The 16,279-nt window shown below is 44.7% G+C and carries 15 protein-coding genes; 12 read left to right on the plus strand and 3 right to left on the minus strand.

What is annotated here, in order from left to right:
• Nucleotides 1-116: 116 nt before the first annotated feature.
• From ISALK_RS00555 to ISALK_RS00565, 3 genes are all read left to right on the plus strand, one after another.
• Nucleotides 117-926, plus strand: coding sequence for a mechanosensitive ion channel family protein (locus tag ISALK_RS00555; RefSeq protein ID WP_160718286.1), 810 nt, complete (start codon nt 117-119; stop codon nt 924-926).
• A 96-nt stretch (nt 927-1,022) separates the two neighbouring features.
• A complete protein-coding gene (locus tag ISALK_RS15470) occupies nt 1,023-2,057 on the plus strand; it encodes an HD-GYP domain-containing protein (protein WP_160718287.1) in 1,035 nt (344 codons plus the stop codon).
• A gap of 71 nt (nt 2,058-2,128) precedes the next feature.
• Nucleotides 2,129-2,635, plus strand: a complete 507-nt coding sequence (locus tag ISALK_RS00565; RefSeq protein WP_160718288.1) for a ferritin family protein — start codon at nt 2,129-2,131, stop codon at nt 2,633-2,635.
• 74 nt (nt 2,636-2,709) lie between these two features.
• On the opposite strand, the gene ISALK_RS00570 is transcribed toward ISALK_RS00565, so the two are convergent.
• Nucleotides 2,710-3,222, minus strand: a complete 513-nt coding sequence (locus tag ISALK_RS00570) for a type 1 glutamine amidotransferase domain-containing protein (protein WP_160718289.1) — start codon at nt 3,220-3,222, stop codon at nt 2,710-2,712.
• Nucleotides 3,223-3,501: 279 nt separating this feature from the next.
• Here ISALK_RS00570 and ISALK_RS00575 point away from each other — a divergent pair, with 279 nt between their 5' ends.
• The 3 genes from ISALK_RS00575 to ISALK_RS00585 all read left to right on the plus strand — a co-directional run bounded on the left by ISALK_RS00575 (nt 3,502) and on the right by ISALK_RS00585 (nt 4,956).
• The gene (locus tag ISALK_RS00575; RefSeq protein WP_160718290.1) at nt 3,502-3,975 is read left to right on the plus strand and encodes a methylated-DNA--[protein]-cysteine S-methyltransferase; all 474 of its coding nucleotides are present in this window, start codon (nt 3,502-3,504) and stop codon (nt 3,973-3,975) included.
• A gap of 110 nt (nt 3,976-4,085) precedes the next feature.
• A complete protein-coding gene (locus tag ISALK_RS00580) occupies nt 4,086-4,343 on the plus strand; it encodes a putative Se/S carrier protein (RefSeq protein WP_160718291.1) in 258 nt (85 codons plus the stop codon).
• A gap of 31 nt (nt 4,344-4,374) precedes the next feature.
• A complete protein-coding gene (locus ISALK_RS00585; RefSeq protein ID WP_160718292.1) occupies nt 4,375-4,956 on the plus strand; it encodes a class I SAM-dependent methyltransferase in 582 nt (193 codons plus the stop codon).
• On the opposite strand, the gene ISALK_RS00590 is transcribed toward ISALK_RS00585, so the two are convergent.
• On the minus strand, nt 4,953-7,010 hold the full coding sequence (locus ISALK_RS00590; protein WP_160718293.1) for a prolyl oligopeptidase family serine peptidase: 2,058 nt from the start codon (nt 7,008-7,010) through the stop codon (nt 4,953-4,955). The genes ISALK_RS00585 and ISALK_RS00590 overlap by 4 nt on opposite strands.
• 39 nt (nt 7,011-7,049) lie before the next feature.
• Complete coding sequence (mnmH, locus tag ISALK_RS00595) at nt 7,050-8,090, minus strand: tRNA 2-selenouridine(34) synthase MnmH (protein WP_160718294.1); 1,041 nt, start codon at nt 8,088-8,090, stop codon at nt 7,050-7,052.
• 170 nt (nt 8,091-8,260) lie between these two features.
• Here mnmH and ISALK_RS15475 point away from each other — a divergent pair, with 170 nt between their 5' ends.
• The 6 genes from ISALK_RS15475 to ISALK_RS00625 all read left to right on the plus strand — a co-directional run bounded on the left by ISALK_RS15475 (nt 8,261) and on the right by ISALK_RS00625 (nt 16,179).
• Entirely contained in the window at nt 8,261-9,406 is a 1,146-nt protein-coding gene (locus ISALK_RS15475) for a DUF4097 family beta strand repeat-containing protein (RefSeq protein ID WP_160718295.1), read from the plus strand.
• Between the two features lie 138 nt (nt 9,407-9,544).
• On the plus strand, nt 9,545-11,716 hold the full coding sequence (locus ISALK_RS00605; protein WP_160718296.1) for an ATP-dependent helicase: 2,172 nt from the start codon (nt 9,545-9,547) through the stop codon (nt 11,714-11,716).
• 71 nt (nt 11,717-11,787) lie between these two features.
• On the plus strand, nt 11,788-12,636 hold the full coding sequence (gene pgeF / locus ISALK_RS00610) for a peptidoglycan editing factor PgeF (protein WP_160718297.1): 849 nt from the start codon (nt 11,788-11,790) through the stop codon (nt 12,634-12,636).
• A 68-nt stretch (nt 12,637-12,704) separates the two neighbouring features.
• Nucleotides 12,705-13,460, plus strand: a complete 756-nt coding sequence (locus tag ISALK_RS00615) for an NAD-dependent protein deacylase (RefSeq protein ID WP_160718298.1) — start codon at nt 12,705-12,707, stop codon at nt 13,458-13,460.
• Between the two features lie 173 nt (nt 13,461-13,633).
• Nucleotides 13,634-15,322: a 2-oxoacid:acceptor oxidoreductase subunit alpha gene (locus ISALK_RS00620; RefSeq protein WP_160718299.1), complete on the plus strand. Its 1,689-nt coding sequence runs from the start codon at nt 13,634-13,636 to the stop codon at nt 15,320-15,322.
• Nucleotides 15,322-16,179, plus strand: a complete 858-nt coding sequence (locus ISALK_RS00625) for a 2-oxoacid:ferredoxin oxidoreductase subunit beta (protein ID WP_160718300.1) — start codon at nt 15,322-15,324, stop codon at nt 16,177-16,179. The genes ISALK_RS00620 and ISALK_RS00625 overlap by 1 nt, the downstream gene beginning before the upstream one ends.
• Nucleotides 16,180-16,279 lie beyond the last annotated feature (100 nt).

Raw genomic sequence — 16,279 nt, forward strand, 5'->3', positions numbered from 1 at the left:
AACAGAGTTTAAAAGTCGTTTAAGGATGTAAGGGAAAGTAGAAGAAGTGGGAGAACTTGTGTAAAGCTCTTGGTATCGGGTATAATTAAGAAAGAAAATTTAAAGGAGGGAAAGCAATGGAAATATCTCAAGACTTTCAAGAAATGCTGGTTCAATACGGTATCCGGGTTTTAATCGGTCTGGTAATTTTACTGATCGGTTTGGCACTGATCAAAACGTTACAAAAGATTCTGGATAAAAGCCTGAAAGCCAGTAAATTAAATGAATCCCTACACGGATTTATCAAGTCCCTAACGACCTTTGGTCTAAACATTGTACTGTTCATTACGGTCCTGAGCTTTTTAGGGATCCCCATGACCACCTTTGTAGCCATTCTAGGAGCCGCCGGTCTCGCCATCGGTTTCGCCCTTAGGGACAGCCTGGGAAATATTGCCGGGGGCATTATTATTCTTACCGCACGCCCCTTTAATGTAGGGGACTTTATCAGCGCCCAGGGTGAAATGGGTACGGTTAAAGAAATTTTAATCCTACACACCCGATTGTCCACCCCGGATAATAAAAAGGTGGTAATTCCCAATGGACCCTTGGCTAACGGAAATATTACAAACTTCAGCGCCGAAGACCTGAGAAGAGTGGACTTAACCTACGGTGTGGGTTATGATGATGATATTCGTCAAGTCAAAGCCATTTTAACGGAACTTGTAGAGGGACACGAGCTTACCCTAAAGGAACCGGAGCCCATGATTCGGGTGATCGAACACGGAGACAGTTCCGTAAACTTTACGGTCCGAGCCTGGTGTAACAAAGATGATTATTGGTCTATCTACTATGATCTTCAGGAAGCGGTGAAAATCCGGTTCGATGAAGAAAATATCAGCATTCCCTATCCTCAAATGGATGTCCACATGAATGCTTTGGAAAAATAATAAAAAAAAAAGAGCATAAGGTACACTTAACACAGAAAGTTTTTAATAAGGAAGCAGAATCGATGATGGAAATCCGGGGAGAAGGGAAGGGTTACGGTGGAAGAGCGACAGATTTATGTTTATGAAAAAGCCCTTGGGGAAATATTATCCCGGGATCTGTACATTCATGAAAACATGCTGTTTATGAAAAAGGGAACGATCATTAACCGGTATCACTTACAAAAGCTTCAAAAGCAAGGGATACAAAAACTTTGGACCTATAGCGATGAACAGGAAGTAAATATCCATCGCAAAGAATTAAAAGAACAGGTTCAAAGGGAATATCGAAGCAACAGCGCCTCTATTAAAAAAATTATGCAAAATATTGCCGGGGGAAAAGCCTTGGATTTTAAGAAAGTGGAAGAAATCTCCCTGGGGTTACTGGAGGGGATAGACCGGTACTCCTATTTGGTGGACTGTATGAATGAGCTTCGCAGAGCCGATGAATACACCTATAACCATAGTATTAACGTATCGATTTATTCTATGCTTCTGGGAAAATGGTCTGGGCTTACCAATGAGGATCTGGAAAATGTGGTCCAGGCGGGACTGCTACATGATATCGGAAAAGCAAGAGTTCCTGATCAGATTCTTAATAAGAAGGGAAAGCTCACGGATAAGGAGTTTGCGGTAATGAAGGAGCATGCTCAATTAGGGTATGAGATCATAGAGTTTAACAAAAACATTCCCGAAGAGGTAAAAAAACCGGTACTCTCCCATCATGAACGAATGGACGGTTCCGGGTATCCTAAAAAAGTCAAAGATTTGGATTTATATACCCGGATAATTGCCATCGCCGATGTGTATGATGCATTAACCTCTCAGCGGGTTTACAAAAAGAAAAAAAACCCCTTTGAAACCATTAAGGAGTTGAAAGAGTTTGGTTACAGCCACTTTGATACAAAACTTTTAATGGTTTTTACGGAAAATATTACGGATTATTACATCGGTTCCAAGGTAAGAATGGATAGTGGCAAGATCGGAAAAATTGTTTCTGTGATGAAGGGAAATCGGCCGATTATAGAAATGGAAGATTGCTATGTTCAATTAAATTCCACGGATTACCAACAAATTCGAGAGATGATTTCCTGATTAGTTTAAGGCAATGAGGGTATATCAATAATGAGGAAAGAAAAAAAAAATAGGATGAAGGAGGTTTTTTTTTGAAAAACGCACTGAATATTTTACAATTTGCAATGGATATGGAATTGCAGGGGCAAAACTTTTACGCAAGCTTCAGTGACAAAGTGGATAATCCTGTGGCAAGGAAAATGTTCCAGTCCTTAGCCAAGGAAGAAAAAAGACATTACGATATTCTGAAAAAAGAGTACGACAGTATTGAAGTCAATCAGGAATGGTCCGGTATGGAAGACCTGGAAGCATATAAAGGGGAAAACATTTTTGAAGTTCGTAAGGAAGCGGAGGATATTTCCCCCGAGGAGTTGAAAACCTCTACTTCGGATATCTCCATTCTCAGAATGGCGTATCTGATTGAAAATGATTTTGCGGAGTTTTATAAAAAAGCCATAGAGAACACCGAGGATCCTAAAGGAAAGAAAATGTTGGAAACTTTATACGAATGGGAAAATGAGCACCGAAAAGTGTTTTACGAGGAATACCAAAAGGCTATGAAGGATAACTGGTTTGATCAAGGATTTTCTCCCTTCTAAATAGTACTGTCCCCAAAAAACCGAGGCGGGGTGAACCCGCCTCGGTTTTTTATGAGGAAACTTCTTTATTAGGATTATTCTTTTAGCATTTTTAAAGATGCGTCAATGAAAGCGTGAAGGTCCTTCGGGGTGCGGCTGGTAATCAGGTTCCTGTCCACCACAACTTCCCGGTCCACATAGTTGGCTCCCGCATTTTTCACATCCACGATGATGGATTTATAGCAAGTAAGGGTTCTGCCCTTTAAAACCTCTGCGGTTACCAGTAACTGGGGACCGTGACAAATGGTAAACAACGGTTTTCCCAGGGTAAAGTAATTCCGAAGGAAGTCCACAATTTTGTCGTCGGACCGCAGGACATCGGGGGAAAATCCGCCGGGAATCAGGAGGGCGTCAAAGTCTTCGGGGGATACATTCTCCGGTACTTCATCGATGGTTACCGGATTTTCCCGATTCTTATCCACCACTTTCTCCCCTTTTTCCTTTCCGATGTGAACCAGTTCATAACCCGCATCCCGGTAAGCTTGTGCCGGTTGGCTGTATTCCGATTCCTCATAAAGTTTTCCGATCAACACGCCAATTTTTTTCATAGTACTGCCTCCTTTAATAGTATTTTAAAATGTCTTTTCGGTTATTCGAAACCCGAAGCATATGTATTAATGGATACCCGAAATCTAAAAAACTAATCAAACAGCGGGAAGTCTGTCGGGGGTTTCCCATGAAAAAGCTTTTAAAAATCCTCCTGTTGTTATATGATTTTATACTATAAGGTAGTATACAGGAAATCTTGTCAGGAAAGAGACAACGGGAAAATGACAGGACAAGATTAACCGAAAAATAAAAAAACAAAAGGAAAGGAGCAGGATGAAATGATCAAAGGCTACAGCTATCAAACCTTGATGGGGTCCTTAACCCTCTTAGAAGAAGAGGGGTACCTGGTGGAGATTCGCTTTGGAAAAGATGGAGAAACTAAGGAGGAGTATAAAATTGAAGAGACACCGGTGATAGAAAAAACATTTTGGCAGTTAGAAGAATATTTTCAAGGGAGGCGGCAGGCTTTTGATGTACCACTGCGCCCCCGGGGCACCGAGTTTCAACGGCAAGTATGGGCGGCGCTACTGGATATTCCCTATGGGGAAACCTGGAGTTATAAGGATTTGGCAATGAAAATCCAACGGCGGAAAGCCTTTCGGGCCGTAGGAATGGCCAATAACAAGAATCCTCTTCCGATTATTATTCCCTGCCATCGGGTCATCGGCAGTGACGGAAAGCTGGTAGGTTATGGCGGGGGACTGAAGGTAAAGGAAAAACTGCTGGACTTGGAAAAGTCCGTGATTCATTGAAAAAGTTAATGGGCTTTAATCACTCTATGAAAAATCTCCATAAATGGCGAAACCCGAGGGTAAAGATGATATACTGAAGTAAACAAATTTGACTAAAGGAGCAATAGCCTATGAGTACTGAAATTCCCTATGTAATCACCTTTGATTCCACCCACGCCGCCATGGAAGCGGAAAAGCGCCTGCTCAATAAAGGGGTGAAGATTCATGTGATTCCCACACCGAGACAAATCACGGCAAACTGTGGTTTATCTGTGAAAATCATGGAGATCACCCGGGAGGAACTGGAGGATCTATTAAGGGAGCTGCAAATCGAGAAGAAAAATCTTTACCGCATGGAAAGTTTTCATAAAATTGAACAGGTCGGCTAAACCGGCGAGAAATAATAAAGGGAGGAAAACTATGGCCCATAAATTCGATCCGAAAAACAAAGGAAAGCTTCAATCCGAGGAAAGAAAAGAGAATCTGCCCCCGGAAAAAATCTTAGAAAAAGCAGGATTAGGGCAAGGGGAAACCTTGATCGATGTCGGCTGCGGCGTCGGATACTTCAGCATCCCCGGAGCAAAGAAAGTAGGGGCCAAGGGCAAGGTTTATGCCCTTGATACTTCGTCAGAAATGACAGCATTTTTAACATCGGAGATAAAGAAGGCTTGCATTGAGAATATTGAGGTCCTAAAATCCCAAGAGTACGGTTTTCCCGTGGAAGACTCCCAAGGGGATATGCTGCTAATGTCTATGGTTCTTCATGAAGTGGAGGATAAGAAGCGGTTTTTACAGGAGGCCCGGCGAACCTTGAAAAACCGGGGACGAATTCTTATTATTGAATGGGAAAAAAAAGAGACGGAACAAGGTCCGCCTCTCAAACATCGCCTGGACTTCCAGGAGACGAAGCATTATTTAACTGAAGCGGGATTCAAGGATCCCGAAGTCGTGAGGATGCAAGAGGTGGCCGAGACCTTCTATATTGTTACCGCCAGGGCTTAATCTTCGGCATTCTTTTCTTCCAGTTCCCGGTGAAGAAAGCTTAGAAAATCCGCCCACTCTTCGATGATCTTATAGGTGGGTTTGCCATGTCCGTGGCCCGCTTTTTTTTCCAGTCGGAAAATCACCGGATGGGAAGCCTCGGGATTTTTCTCTTTCGCCTGTTGCAATGTGGCGGCGAATTTCATGGCGTGGGCGGGCACCACCCGGTTATCCCCCTCCGCCGAGGAAATTAAAATCGGAGGATATTCCCGGTTTTCTTCAACATTGTGCAGGGGAGAATACTGATATAAGAATTTAAAGTGCTCTGGATTATCCGCCGTACCATATTCCGGAACCCAGTAGCGGCCGATGGTAAACTTGTGATATCGAAGCATATCAATAACCGGAACGGAGGAAATTACGGCGCCAAAGAGATCCGGCCGTTGGATCATCGAGGCGGCCACCAGTAATCCACCGTTGCTGCGACCGTAGATCCCCAGCTTTTCCGGAGCGGTGTAGCCTTGATTGACCAGCCACTCTCCAGCGGCGATAAAGTCCTCGTATACCCGTTGTTTATTGGAAAGCATACCGGATTGATGCCAATCGTCTCCGTATTCTCCGCCCCCCCGTAGATTGGCTACTACGTAAAGGCCCCCCTCTTGGAGCCAGGGAAGGATTCCAGGGTTGTACTGGGGGGTTAAGGAGATATTAAAGCCACCGTAGCCGTAGAGCAAGGTTTTATGAGGCTCATCCAGGGAAAGATCTTTTCTGCCGGTAATAAATAGAGGAATTTCCGTGCCGTCCTTAGAAGGAATAAAAACCTGGCGGGTTTCATATTCCTCAGGGTCAAAGAGGACTTTTGAGCGGCAGATTTCCGAAAGATCCTCCACTTCAAAACTGTACTTATAAATCACCGTGGGGGATAAAAAATCCGTGGTGCCGATATACATTTCCCGATGATTTCTTTTTCCGCTGAGACCGATGACACTGGAAAGTTTGGGAATATCGATGGTTCCTTTGTATTCGCCCTGGATGTTATAGGTCACCATCTCATGGCAACAGTCCGTAAGGAGAGTCAGGACAAAATGCTGATGCACCATGCGGGCATCTTGAATAACCCCGGTGCCTTCGGGAATAATCTCTTGAATTCCTCCGTTGGTACCGTTAATGGAAACTTGAATGACCCGTTTCTTCCCCGCATCCAAATCCGTTAAAAAGAAAAAGTCCGTACCGTTATTGGAGAGGTAGCGTACTTCCGCCTCTCCCTCTTCAAAAACCCGGCGGAAACCTTTGGCAGGATCCTCCAGATCCATTACATAGAAGCCGTTTTTCGGCGAGGTTCCCCGTCGAAGGGTAAGACATAAGAAGCGATAATCATCGGTAATCAAGGGCTGAAAGCCCAGTTCTTTATCTTTCGGGTTTTCATAGATTAAGGGATCTTCCTCTTGGGAGGTTCCCAGTAAGTGATAATACACCTTTGGATGATTCCCTTCGTCTTCCGGTGCCTGGGTGGAAGGGTCGGGGAAACGGGTATAATAAAAGCCTTTGGAATCTCCGTCCCAGGCAATGGTGGTAAATTTCACCCAGGAAATCCTGTCGGAAAATTCCTGAAGGGTATCGCTGTCGATGATTCGAAATTCCTGCCAGTCACTTCCCTGTTTGGAACGGCCGTAGGCTACATAGCGTCCGTCTTTACTGATGAAGTAGTTGCTGAGTGCAACGGTTTGGTCTTCGCTGAAGCGGTTGGGATCGATTAAGACTTTGGTCTCAGGATCCCGATCCTTTTTTACATAGAGCTTCGGCTGATTTTCGTTTTCCGAGGTTTTAAGGAAATACAAGGAGCTTTGCACCCGTTCCGGCACATAGTATTTGGTGTATTGGAAGTGGTTTCGCAGCTGGAATTTGTAGTCTTCCCTTTTTTGAATTTTAGAGAAATACTCCGCCGATTGATACTCCTGGTCCTTCAGCCACTCCCGGGTCTCTTTCCGGTTGGGATCCTCTAGATAGCGGTAGGGGTCCGGTACTTTCTTTCCGTGGATCATCTCTTCGGTTTCGTAGTCATTGGACGTTGTCATAAGCGCTCACTCCAGTTTAAAGTTTTAAAATTCTTAGAATCAATCTTTGGTAAAATTCTTTCCATCAAGCCAGGCAAAAAGGTCCTTGGACAAATCTTCATAGGTGAACTCTGACATTTTTCCCCGGTAGTTTTTCAAAGACTTGCGGTACAGAGGATCATAATAATCCAAGATTAAGGTCTCAATTATTTGTTTATAATCCCTGTTTTCCAGAGTCCGGATGAGGATTTCCACCTTTTCCTTTCCGAGGATTCTTTTCAAACGCTGAAATTTACCTGCAAGGTCCTCCCGGGAGAGTTCATGGTCCCCAACGTAGTCCTGATAGATGGTGTCAATACGGTTTTTTAAGGAAGTATTTACCAGCACATGATGGCTGGAGGTGACCAAGCCATGATAGAGCTCCTCGGGAACCGTAACCTTGCCGATTCGTCGGCTTTCCATTTCCACAAAGCAGTGGCTTTCGGTAATGGATGAAAGTTCGGAATAGATCCTGGACTCAAAGTATTTTTGGGAGGGGGTTTTGCCGGAATACATAATTTCTCCGAAAACAGAACCGCTGTTTTGAGCCAAACCTTCAAGATCCAGAACCGGAAGGTTTTTTTCCTGTAGCAGGTTTAAAATTCGGGTTTTACCAACGCCGGTGTAACCGTGAAGCACAACAAAGTTTAGGCGTTTCCCAAAGGCCGAAAGCTCCCGGCGAACAAAATTCCGATAGCTCTTGTAGCCTCCTTCCAGCTTTACCGCGGGATAACCCAGGGAATCAAGATGCTTGACCAGCAAACCGCTTCGCATACCTCCCCGGTAACAATAAAAGATCACTTCCCGGCCACTGTTGGAAAAAACACGGATTTTTTGCTGCAAAGCCTCCAATTTTTCCTGACCGTAGACCAGGGCCAGGTTTTTTGCCCGGTCCGGATCCTTTTTGTAAAGCGTCCCCACTACATGGCGTTCCTCGTTGGTAAGAATGGGAAAATTCTGGGCCCCGGGAATATGGTCCTCCTCAAATTCTTTGGGAGTGCGTAGGTCAATCATCAGTTCCCGCTTTTCTGGTAATACTTTTTCTATGGTTACGGTTTTCATTTTACACCTGCTTTACCTTGGTTTCTTAAGAACTTACTTTCTTAAGATATAGTATTATTGTACCGCAGTTGTAACAAAAGTCAAAATTGAAAGAGGAAATTCGAAGACAAATTTTTAATTTTTCCGTATATATTCATATAACCGAAAAAAATCGGGAGGGAGGAATACACGTGAAAAAAGTTTATGCAGGGAAATGGACCTTAGCCATTACCTTTATTTTGCTTGGAAGCAGTATCCTATGGAATATGTACGGCGCACCGAAAATTGCCATTGGGGATTTTTATCCCCTGGTGTTTATCTTCCTCGGATTGGAACTGATTCTTAAGGCCTTGATCCGAAAGGAAAGGAAGGTATCCCTGGAAGGAGGAACGGTGATTCTTCTGGTGGTGATTATGATAGTTGTCAATGTTTTACCCTTTTCCTTTCTCGGTCCCCGGTCCCGGGATCTTTTTTCCGAAGAACATCCTGTGGGCGAGTTTTTGCGGGAGCTCTCCCAGGGCAATATGGTGATCAACTTTGAGGGCATCGGAAGATTTAATACCACCTACGAAATACGGGAGACTTTTCCGGTAGCGGGGATTGACGGGATAAAACTGGAAAATGCTTTCGGTGATGTGTCGATGGAGTCCCGGGAGGGAGAAGAAATAGAAGTAATCATTGAAGTGCAGTCCAATAATGAGGATCAGGACTATGTAAAAGGATTGGAGGAGGACCTCTTTTTCGCAGAGATGGAGCCTGAAGGGTGGATGGTGTGGACCTCGAATAACCGTCGGTACCTGGAGGAGGACAAAGTAAACAGTCTTCGAATGAATTACCGGATTTACCTTCCGGAAGATAATTTCCTGTCTTTTCTGGAAATCAACAATGAATTCGGAGATGTAACGGTTCAGGGAGTGGAAGGGGGCGTCACCATAAACAACCGTCACGGAGATGTGAAGGTCGCTAACAACAGTGAGACCCTGGAAGTGAAAAACAGTTTTGGAGACGTAACTCTGGGCTCTTTAAGGGGCAGAGGGGAAATAGAAAACCGCCATGGGGACGTGACACTGGAAAATGAAGAGGCGGTTGTAAGGGAGCTGCTTATCGAAAACGAATTCGGAGACGTGGATTTACGATTTTCCCCAGAACAGAAGGGAAGCTTCGATTTACAGACGACTTTCGGAGAAATCACCCATAACCTTGAAGGGGTAGAGGGAGGCTTCGAAGACTCCGGTTTAAACGAAAGAATTTTCTATGGAGAAGTTGAAGGGGAAGAGGGTGCAATCGTTGTCTCGAACCGTCATGGGGATATTCAAATCGAAAGAAGCACTGACTAGAGGCCTCTCATAATAATCAACCGTCGGTTCAGCAAAAGATTTAAGGGGCGAGGAAAATTCCAAGGAAAAGGGGAAAGGATGTATCCCCTTTTTTTCTTATGTTATAATGGAGATTACTACTAAATAGATGGTGATAAAATGGATATGAATGACTACTTGAATAAAAAATTCTCCATTGTCTGTAACCCCCAGCAAAAACAGGCGATGGAACATGTGAAAGGACCGGCCATAGTGCTGGCCGTGGCCGGTTCAGGGAAGACCACCACCTTGGTGTCAAGGACGGCAAATCTGATTCTAAATCACGGCATAAACCCTGAGGAGATCTATACCATGACTTTCTCCAAGGCCTCCGCCCGGGATATGGAGCAGCGGTTTCGGGAACTGTTTGGAAAAGAGATTCAAGGCCGTCCGAATTTCTCCACGATTCACAGCTTCGCCTTTCGAATCGTGAAATTTGTGTTTCAGCAAAAAAAACGACGGCTTTCCATCCTGGAAGAGGAGAGTAAAAATCCAAAGGAAAAAACAAAAACCGCGGTGCTGGGAGCTCTTTTTCAGAAATACAACGGGGAATATCCCACGGAGGAAAAAATTGAGAATCTGGTGACCAAATTGAGTTTTGTTAAGAATCGAATGATCCCCTATGATCAACTAAAAGATCATGAAACTGTGGGGGATATCCCAAACTTCGAAAAAATCTATAAGGACTATGAAACCTATAAAAAACAGCGGGAGGTAATCGATTACGACGATATGTTGGTTCTGGCCCTGAAAATCCTACAAAACAGTATGGATCTTCTTCAGCGTTGCCGAAGAATTTACCCCTTTATTCAGGTGGATGAATTTCAGGATACCAGCCCCCTGCAGTTTGAAATTATTAAAACCCTGGCTTTCCCTAAAAACAACCTGTTTGTGGTGGGGGATGACGATCAGGGGATATATTCCTGGCGGGGAACGGATCCGAAAATCATGCTGGACTTCCCTGAAATCTATAGGGAAGCCAAGGTTTATTTTATGGAAGAAAACTTTCGAAGCACTCCGGAATTGGTGGCCCTGGCCAACGGTCTGATTGAAAAAAATAAGGAACGGTACCATAAAAAAAGCTTTACGAAAAACCCTTCGGATCCGGGAATCATCCAAAAGGTGTACCGGGATGAAAAGGGTCAGCTCGAAGGCATTCTACAGGAACTTCGGGGGGAGAAAAATCCTGAAAGTGCAGCCATTCTTTTTCGAAACAACGTGTCGGCGATTCCTCTGATCAAGGCATTACATAAAGAGGGGATGCCCTTTTATATTCGGGACTACCGGAATAAATTTTTTAACCACTGGGTAATCCAGGATTTAAAAGCTTTTATGGCGGTGGCCGTGGATCCCGGGGATCTGACAGCCTTTAACCGGATCTATTATAAAAACGATGCCTATTTATCGAAAAAAATGATGCTTTATACGGAAGAAGTCCTGAGAAAACGGAAAAACATGACCAACATCTTCGATGCCATGCTGACCTATCCGGGAATTAAGCGTTATCAGAGTCAGCGGATCGAAAAAATCCAGAGGGGGTTAAAGGCCCTTGGAAGGAAAAAGGGGGAAGAGATTGTCACCTTTATCGAAGAGGACCTGGGGTACGGACAATTCCTGGAACGAAAATCCGACCACAGCGGAGCCTCCATGGAAAACGGCAAGGGGATTTTGGATACCGTGCGTGCACTTTGCGAAGATTTGGAAAGCATCACGGATTTCGAAGAAATTATAGAAGGGTTCAAAGAGGTTTTGGAACAGGGAAAAAGAAACTTCGGAAAAGGGGTGACCCTGACCACGGTTCACTCGGCGAAAGGTCTGGAATTTCCCAAGGTATATGTAATGGATTTAATGGACGAGGTATTCCCCAGTGCAGGCAGTCTGAAAAAGTCCGATGAACAGGGGGAAAATGCTTTGTTGGAAGAGGAGCGGCGGCTTTTTTATGTGGCCCTTACCCGGGCAAAATCAAGGCTGAATTTACTGACTATGGAAAAACGGTACGGTGCTCCGGTAAAACCCTCCCGTTTTCTACAGGAAATCAAAGGGGATATTCGGAATCGAAGCTGGAAAAATCAATGGAAGGACCGTCTATTTCAAAGAGATGAAAAAGAGTCCGATAAAAGCAATGGAAACCCTTTAAAGACCGTAAACCGGGAGATCTTTCATGAAAAATTCGGAAAGGGAAGGATCATAAAAATCCACGATGAAGACCGGATTACCGTGCGATTTCAACAGGGTGGAGAGAAGATCCTGCATCTTCAGTATTTAATGGATAAGGACTTGGTTCGCTTTTAACCGACGGCGGAGCAAAGGGATGAAAAGCAGTCCTTCAACGGATAAGTAATTTATATGAAAGGAAGAGTATTATGGAGAACGCGTTTCCGAAATCAAATACCATGAGGTTGCAAAAAAATAACGGTGTAATGTTTTATGTATTCCCCCAACTGGAAAGGCTGGGTTTTGTAGACCACGGTTTCAGCACCCGCTTCGGCGGGGTAAGCGAGGGATATCATCGATCCATGAATCTCAACTTTTCCAATGGAGATGATGAAATAAAAGTTATGGAAAACTTTCGGAATTTTGCCGGAGCCCTGGGAGTGGATGTGAAATCCATGGTGCTTTCGGACCAGGACCACGGGACATGCCTCCGGGAAATTGAAGAGAAGGATCAGGGAAAGGGGTTAATAAAGGAAAAGGATTATCAGGGGATTGACGGACTTCTAACGAAGGTGCCGAGGACTGCCCTGGTAACCCAACACGCTGATTGTATCCCCTTGTTTTTTGCAGATTCCAAGCATCAGGCCGTGGCCATGGTCCATTCAGGCTGGCGGGGAACCTGGGGAGAAATGGCGAAAAAAACCGTGGAAGGGATGAAAACCGCCTTCGGTACCAAGGCAGAGGATTTATACGTTGGCATCGGCCCTTCCATAGGACCTTGCTGTTTTGAAGTGGAACAGGATGTGCTGGTAAAACTCCAAGAGGTACCAAGCTGGAAAGATCAGGACGTGGTGTTTCAGGGAAATGAAAAATACCGGGTGGATCTATGGCAGCTGAATAAACGGATGCTTCAGGACGCCGGAGTACAGGAAAGCCGTATTTTTGTAACGGATTTGTGCACAAAGTGCCATCCCCAGGTGTTTTTCAGTCACCGGATCCATGGAAATCAGCGGGGGAGCCTGGGGGGAATGATTGCGGTTAAACAGGAAAAAATATAAATTTATTAACATTGCTTCGGTGAATCCCATGAAAAACAGGGTAATAATGGTGGTAGGAGGGGATCAATGTGAAAAAGAATCGAGAAGCCGTAGAAGAGTTGAAAAAAATTCTGGAGGAAACGGAAAATCTTGTGTTTTTCGGAGGAGCGGGAACTTCTACGGAAAGCAGCATTCCTGATTTCCGAAGTAAAGACGAGGGACTTTATTCCCGAGGGGGAAAACAGGATTATCCTCCGGAAATCATCTTGAGCCATTCGTTCTTTCTGAAGCATCCGAAAATCTTTTATCAGTATTACTGGGACAACCTGGTTCATGAAAAGGCGAAACCCAACAGGGGACACTATGCTCTAGCGGCCCTGGAAGAGCAGGGAAAGCTGAAGGCGGTGATCACTCAAAATGTGGACGGGCTTCATCAGAAAGCGGGGAGTCGTAAGGTCTATGAGCTTCATGGAAGCATTCACCGGAATTACTGTATGGAATGCCACGAAGAGTATTCCTTTGAAGAGTTATTAAAAAACCGGGGAAAGGTGCCGGCCTGTAATAAATGTCAGGGAATTATTCGGCCCGCCGTGACCCTGTATGAAGAACCCTTGAATTTATCGGTGATTGAAGGAGCCATCGCCGCCATTGAGCAGGCAGAGGTTTTGATCGTAGGAGGAACCTCCCTGGTGGTATATCCTGCAGCGGGATTTCTGGAATATTTTCAAGGAAAAAAACTGATCATCATCAATCGGGAAAAAACCCCCCGGGATCATCGGGCGGATTTAGTAATTCAGGGCTCTATCGGAGAAATATTAGCCGAAGCCGTAGGAATAGAGGAATGAATATGATCCTCCTTTAACTTCAAATTAACGTCAATGAAATTCCGGTTTTGAAAGTATTACTGACTATCAAGGAATGCGTCTCTATGAGAAATCCATCGATTGAATCTTTTTTACCTGGGTATATACCCAGTAGTGTTAAATAAGATAATATTTAAGGAAAGGGGCGTTTACTATTGGATTATAATCTATTAATTGGAGGCTCTGCGGGACAGGGAATTGATACCCTGGGAGCACTCTTTGAAAAAGTGCTGCAACGAAGTTCTTACTATCTGTTTTCGAATAAAGACTACATGTCTCGAATTCGAGGGGGGCATAATTTCAATCAAATCCGCTTCGGAACGAAACCGCTTTACAGTCATAAAAATGCACTGGACGTTATTGTGGCCTTTGATGAAACCACGGTAACAGAGCATCTTCCCAGACTGAAAAAGGGAGGAAAAGTGTTGTTGGATCAGTCTCTTAAGGAAAAAGTAGAGATTCCGGAGGACCAGGGGATTTACCTACCTTTAAAAGAAAGGGCAAAGGATGTGGGAAATCCAAAGGTTTTCAGTGTGGTATTTCTGGGAGGTTTGATTAAAGCTCTGGATCTGGACTTGAAAATCGGGAAAAAAGTTTTGGAAAAAGCCTTTCAGGAAAAACTGCTGAAGGTCAATCATGAAGCTTTGATCAAAGGTTATGAAATGGATTTGGAATCCTGGAATTTAGAAAAACCGGAAAATACGGAGCAGCGAATTATGGTAAATAGCAATCAAGGAATTGCGCTGGGAGCCCTTGCGGCCGGGGTAACCTTTTACAGTGCTTATCCCATGACGCCCTCCACCAGTATTATGAGTTTTTTAGCCGCTAATCAGAAGAAGGCGAAAATCGTCGTGGAACAGGCGGAGGATGAAATCGCTGCCATTAATATGGCGATCGGTGCTTCCTACGGGGGTATTCGGGCAATGACGGGAACTTCCGGAGGAGGATTCTCACTAATGACGGAAGCCCTGGGTCTAGCGGCGATTACGGAAACCCCATTGGTAGTGGCCAACGTTCAACGGCCGGGTCCTGCCACGGGCTTTCCCACCCGTACAGAACAAAGTGACTTAAGCTTTATATTAACCGCGTCCCATGGTGAAATACCGAGGATGGTTACTTCCATGAGAACCGCGGAGGAAGCCTTTTACAAAACCGCCAATGCCTTTAATATTTCAGAGAAATATCAAACCCTGGTGGTTCTTATGAATGATCAGTACCTGGCGGATGCCAATCAAACGATCCAACCCTATGATTTTAGCAAGGTGAGTATCGAGCGCCACATCGCTGATGAAAAAGACCTCCCCGAAGGAGATTATCAGCGTTATCGCTTAACGAAGGATGGCATTTCTCCCAGGATCATTCCCGGTAAGATCCCCGGTAAAACCGTATTGGCCGATAGCGATGAACATAATGAAAATGGGAACATCACGGAATCTGGTGAAATGCGTATCAAGATGATGGATAAGCGGATGAGTAAAATGCAAGCCTTGGAAAAAGAAGTGGAAGAGCCCTGGTTTATAGGTGAGGGTCAACCGGAAACTCTATTAGTAGGATGGGGATCCACCTACGGAACCCTTCGGGAGACCGTGGAGACCCTGAAAGAGGGAGGGCACTCCATCGGCGCCTTAAGTTTCGGGGACGTGTATCCCCTGCCGAAAAAGATGCTGGAAGAAAAGGCTCAAGGGGCAAAAAAAGTGATTAACGTGGAGCAAAATTACACAGGACAACTGGCAAAACTCATTCGCCAGGAAACCGGTATTACCTGTGAACACTCGGTCTTAAAGTTTGATGGACGACAAATCGCCTTGGAAGAAATGATCGAATCCGTAAAGGAGGTATTATAATGGATCAGCAAAATATTTTTGACTGCAGTGAAGAAAAAGCCTGGTGCCCCGGTTGCGGAAACCACGGACTGCTGGAAGGGATTAAGCAGGCCCTGCAGGACTTGGGAAAAGAACCCCACGAGGTGGTGGTAGCCTCGGGGATCGGACAGGCGGCAAAGCTCCCCCATTACATTAATGCCAACGGATTTAACGGACTACACGGTCGATCGATTCCTCCGGCTCTGGGCATAAAAATTGCCAATCCGGAACTTACGGTGATCATCCATTCCGGGGACGGGGATTCCTACGGAGAGGGCGGGAACCACTTTTTGCATAATGTGAGAAGAAATGTGGATATCAGTCACTTCGTTCATGATAATCAAATCTATGGATTGACGAAGGGACAAGCCTCCCCGACGACTCGTCCGGGACAGGTTACGGGAATCCAAACCGAAGGGGTTCATCTGCAACCCTTTAATCCTATTGCCGCGGCTATCAGCCTTGGTTGTGGATTTGTGGCAAGGACTTTTATGGGGGATAAGGAGCATATGGTGGAAACCATGAAAGCCGCCATTAACCATCGGGGTTATGCCTTAGTGGATATCTTCCAACCCTGCGTGGTATTCAACAAAGTCAATACCTTTAAATGGTACAAAGACCATGTTTATAAGTTGGAGGAGGATTACGATCCCACGGATAAAATAGCGGCCTTCCAAAAGTCTCAAGAGTTTGATGAGGGTATTCCTATCGGTATCATTTACAAGGAAGAAAAGCCTGCATTTTTAGATGGGGTAGACTACCTTAAGAATGAAAAACCCTTAGTGGACCGGGATCTGGATCCCCAAAATGCCGAGAAGTTTATGGACGGATTCTATTAACCTTTGAAGAACCTTAATAGCCGGACAAACCAAATTAAAATCATAAAAAAGATGAAGAACGTAAATACCGCAAGTAAAATAAGCAATAAAAAGGTCGAAA

It is taken from the genome of Isachenkonia alkalipeptolytica (assembly GCF_009910325.1).
In the GTDB taxonomy this organism is placed as follows: domain Bacteria; phylum Bacillota; class Clostridia; order Peptostreptococcales; family T1SED10-28; genus Isachenkonia; species Isachenkonia alkalipeptolytica.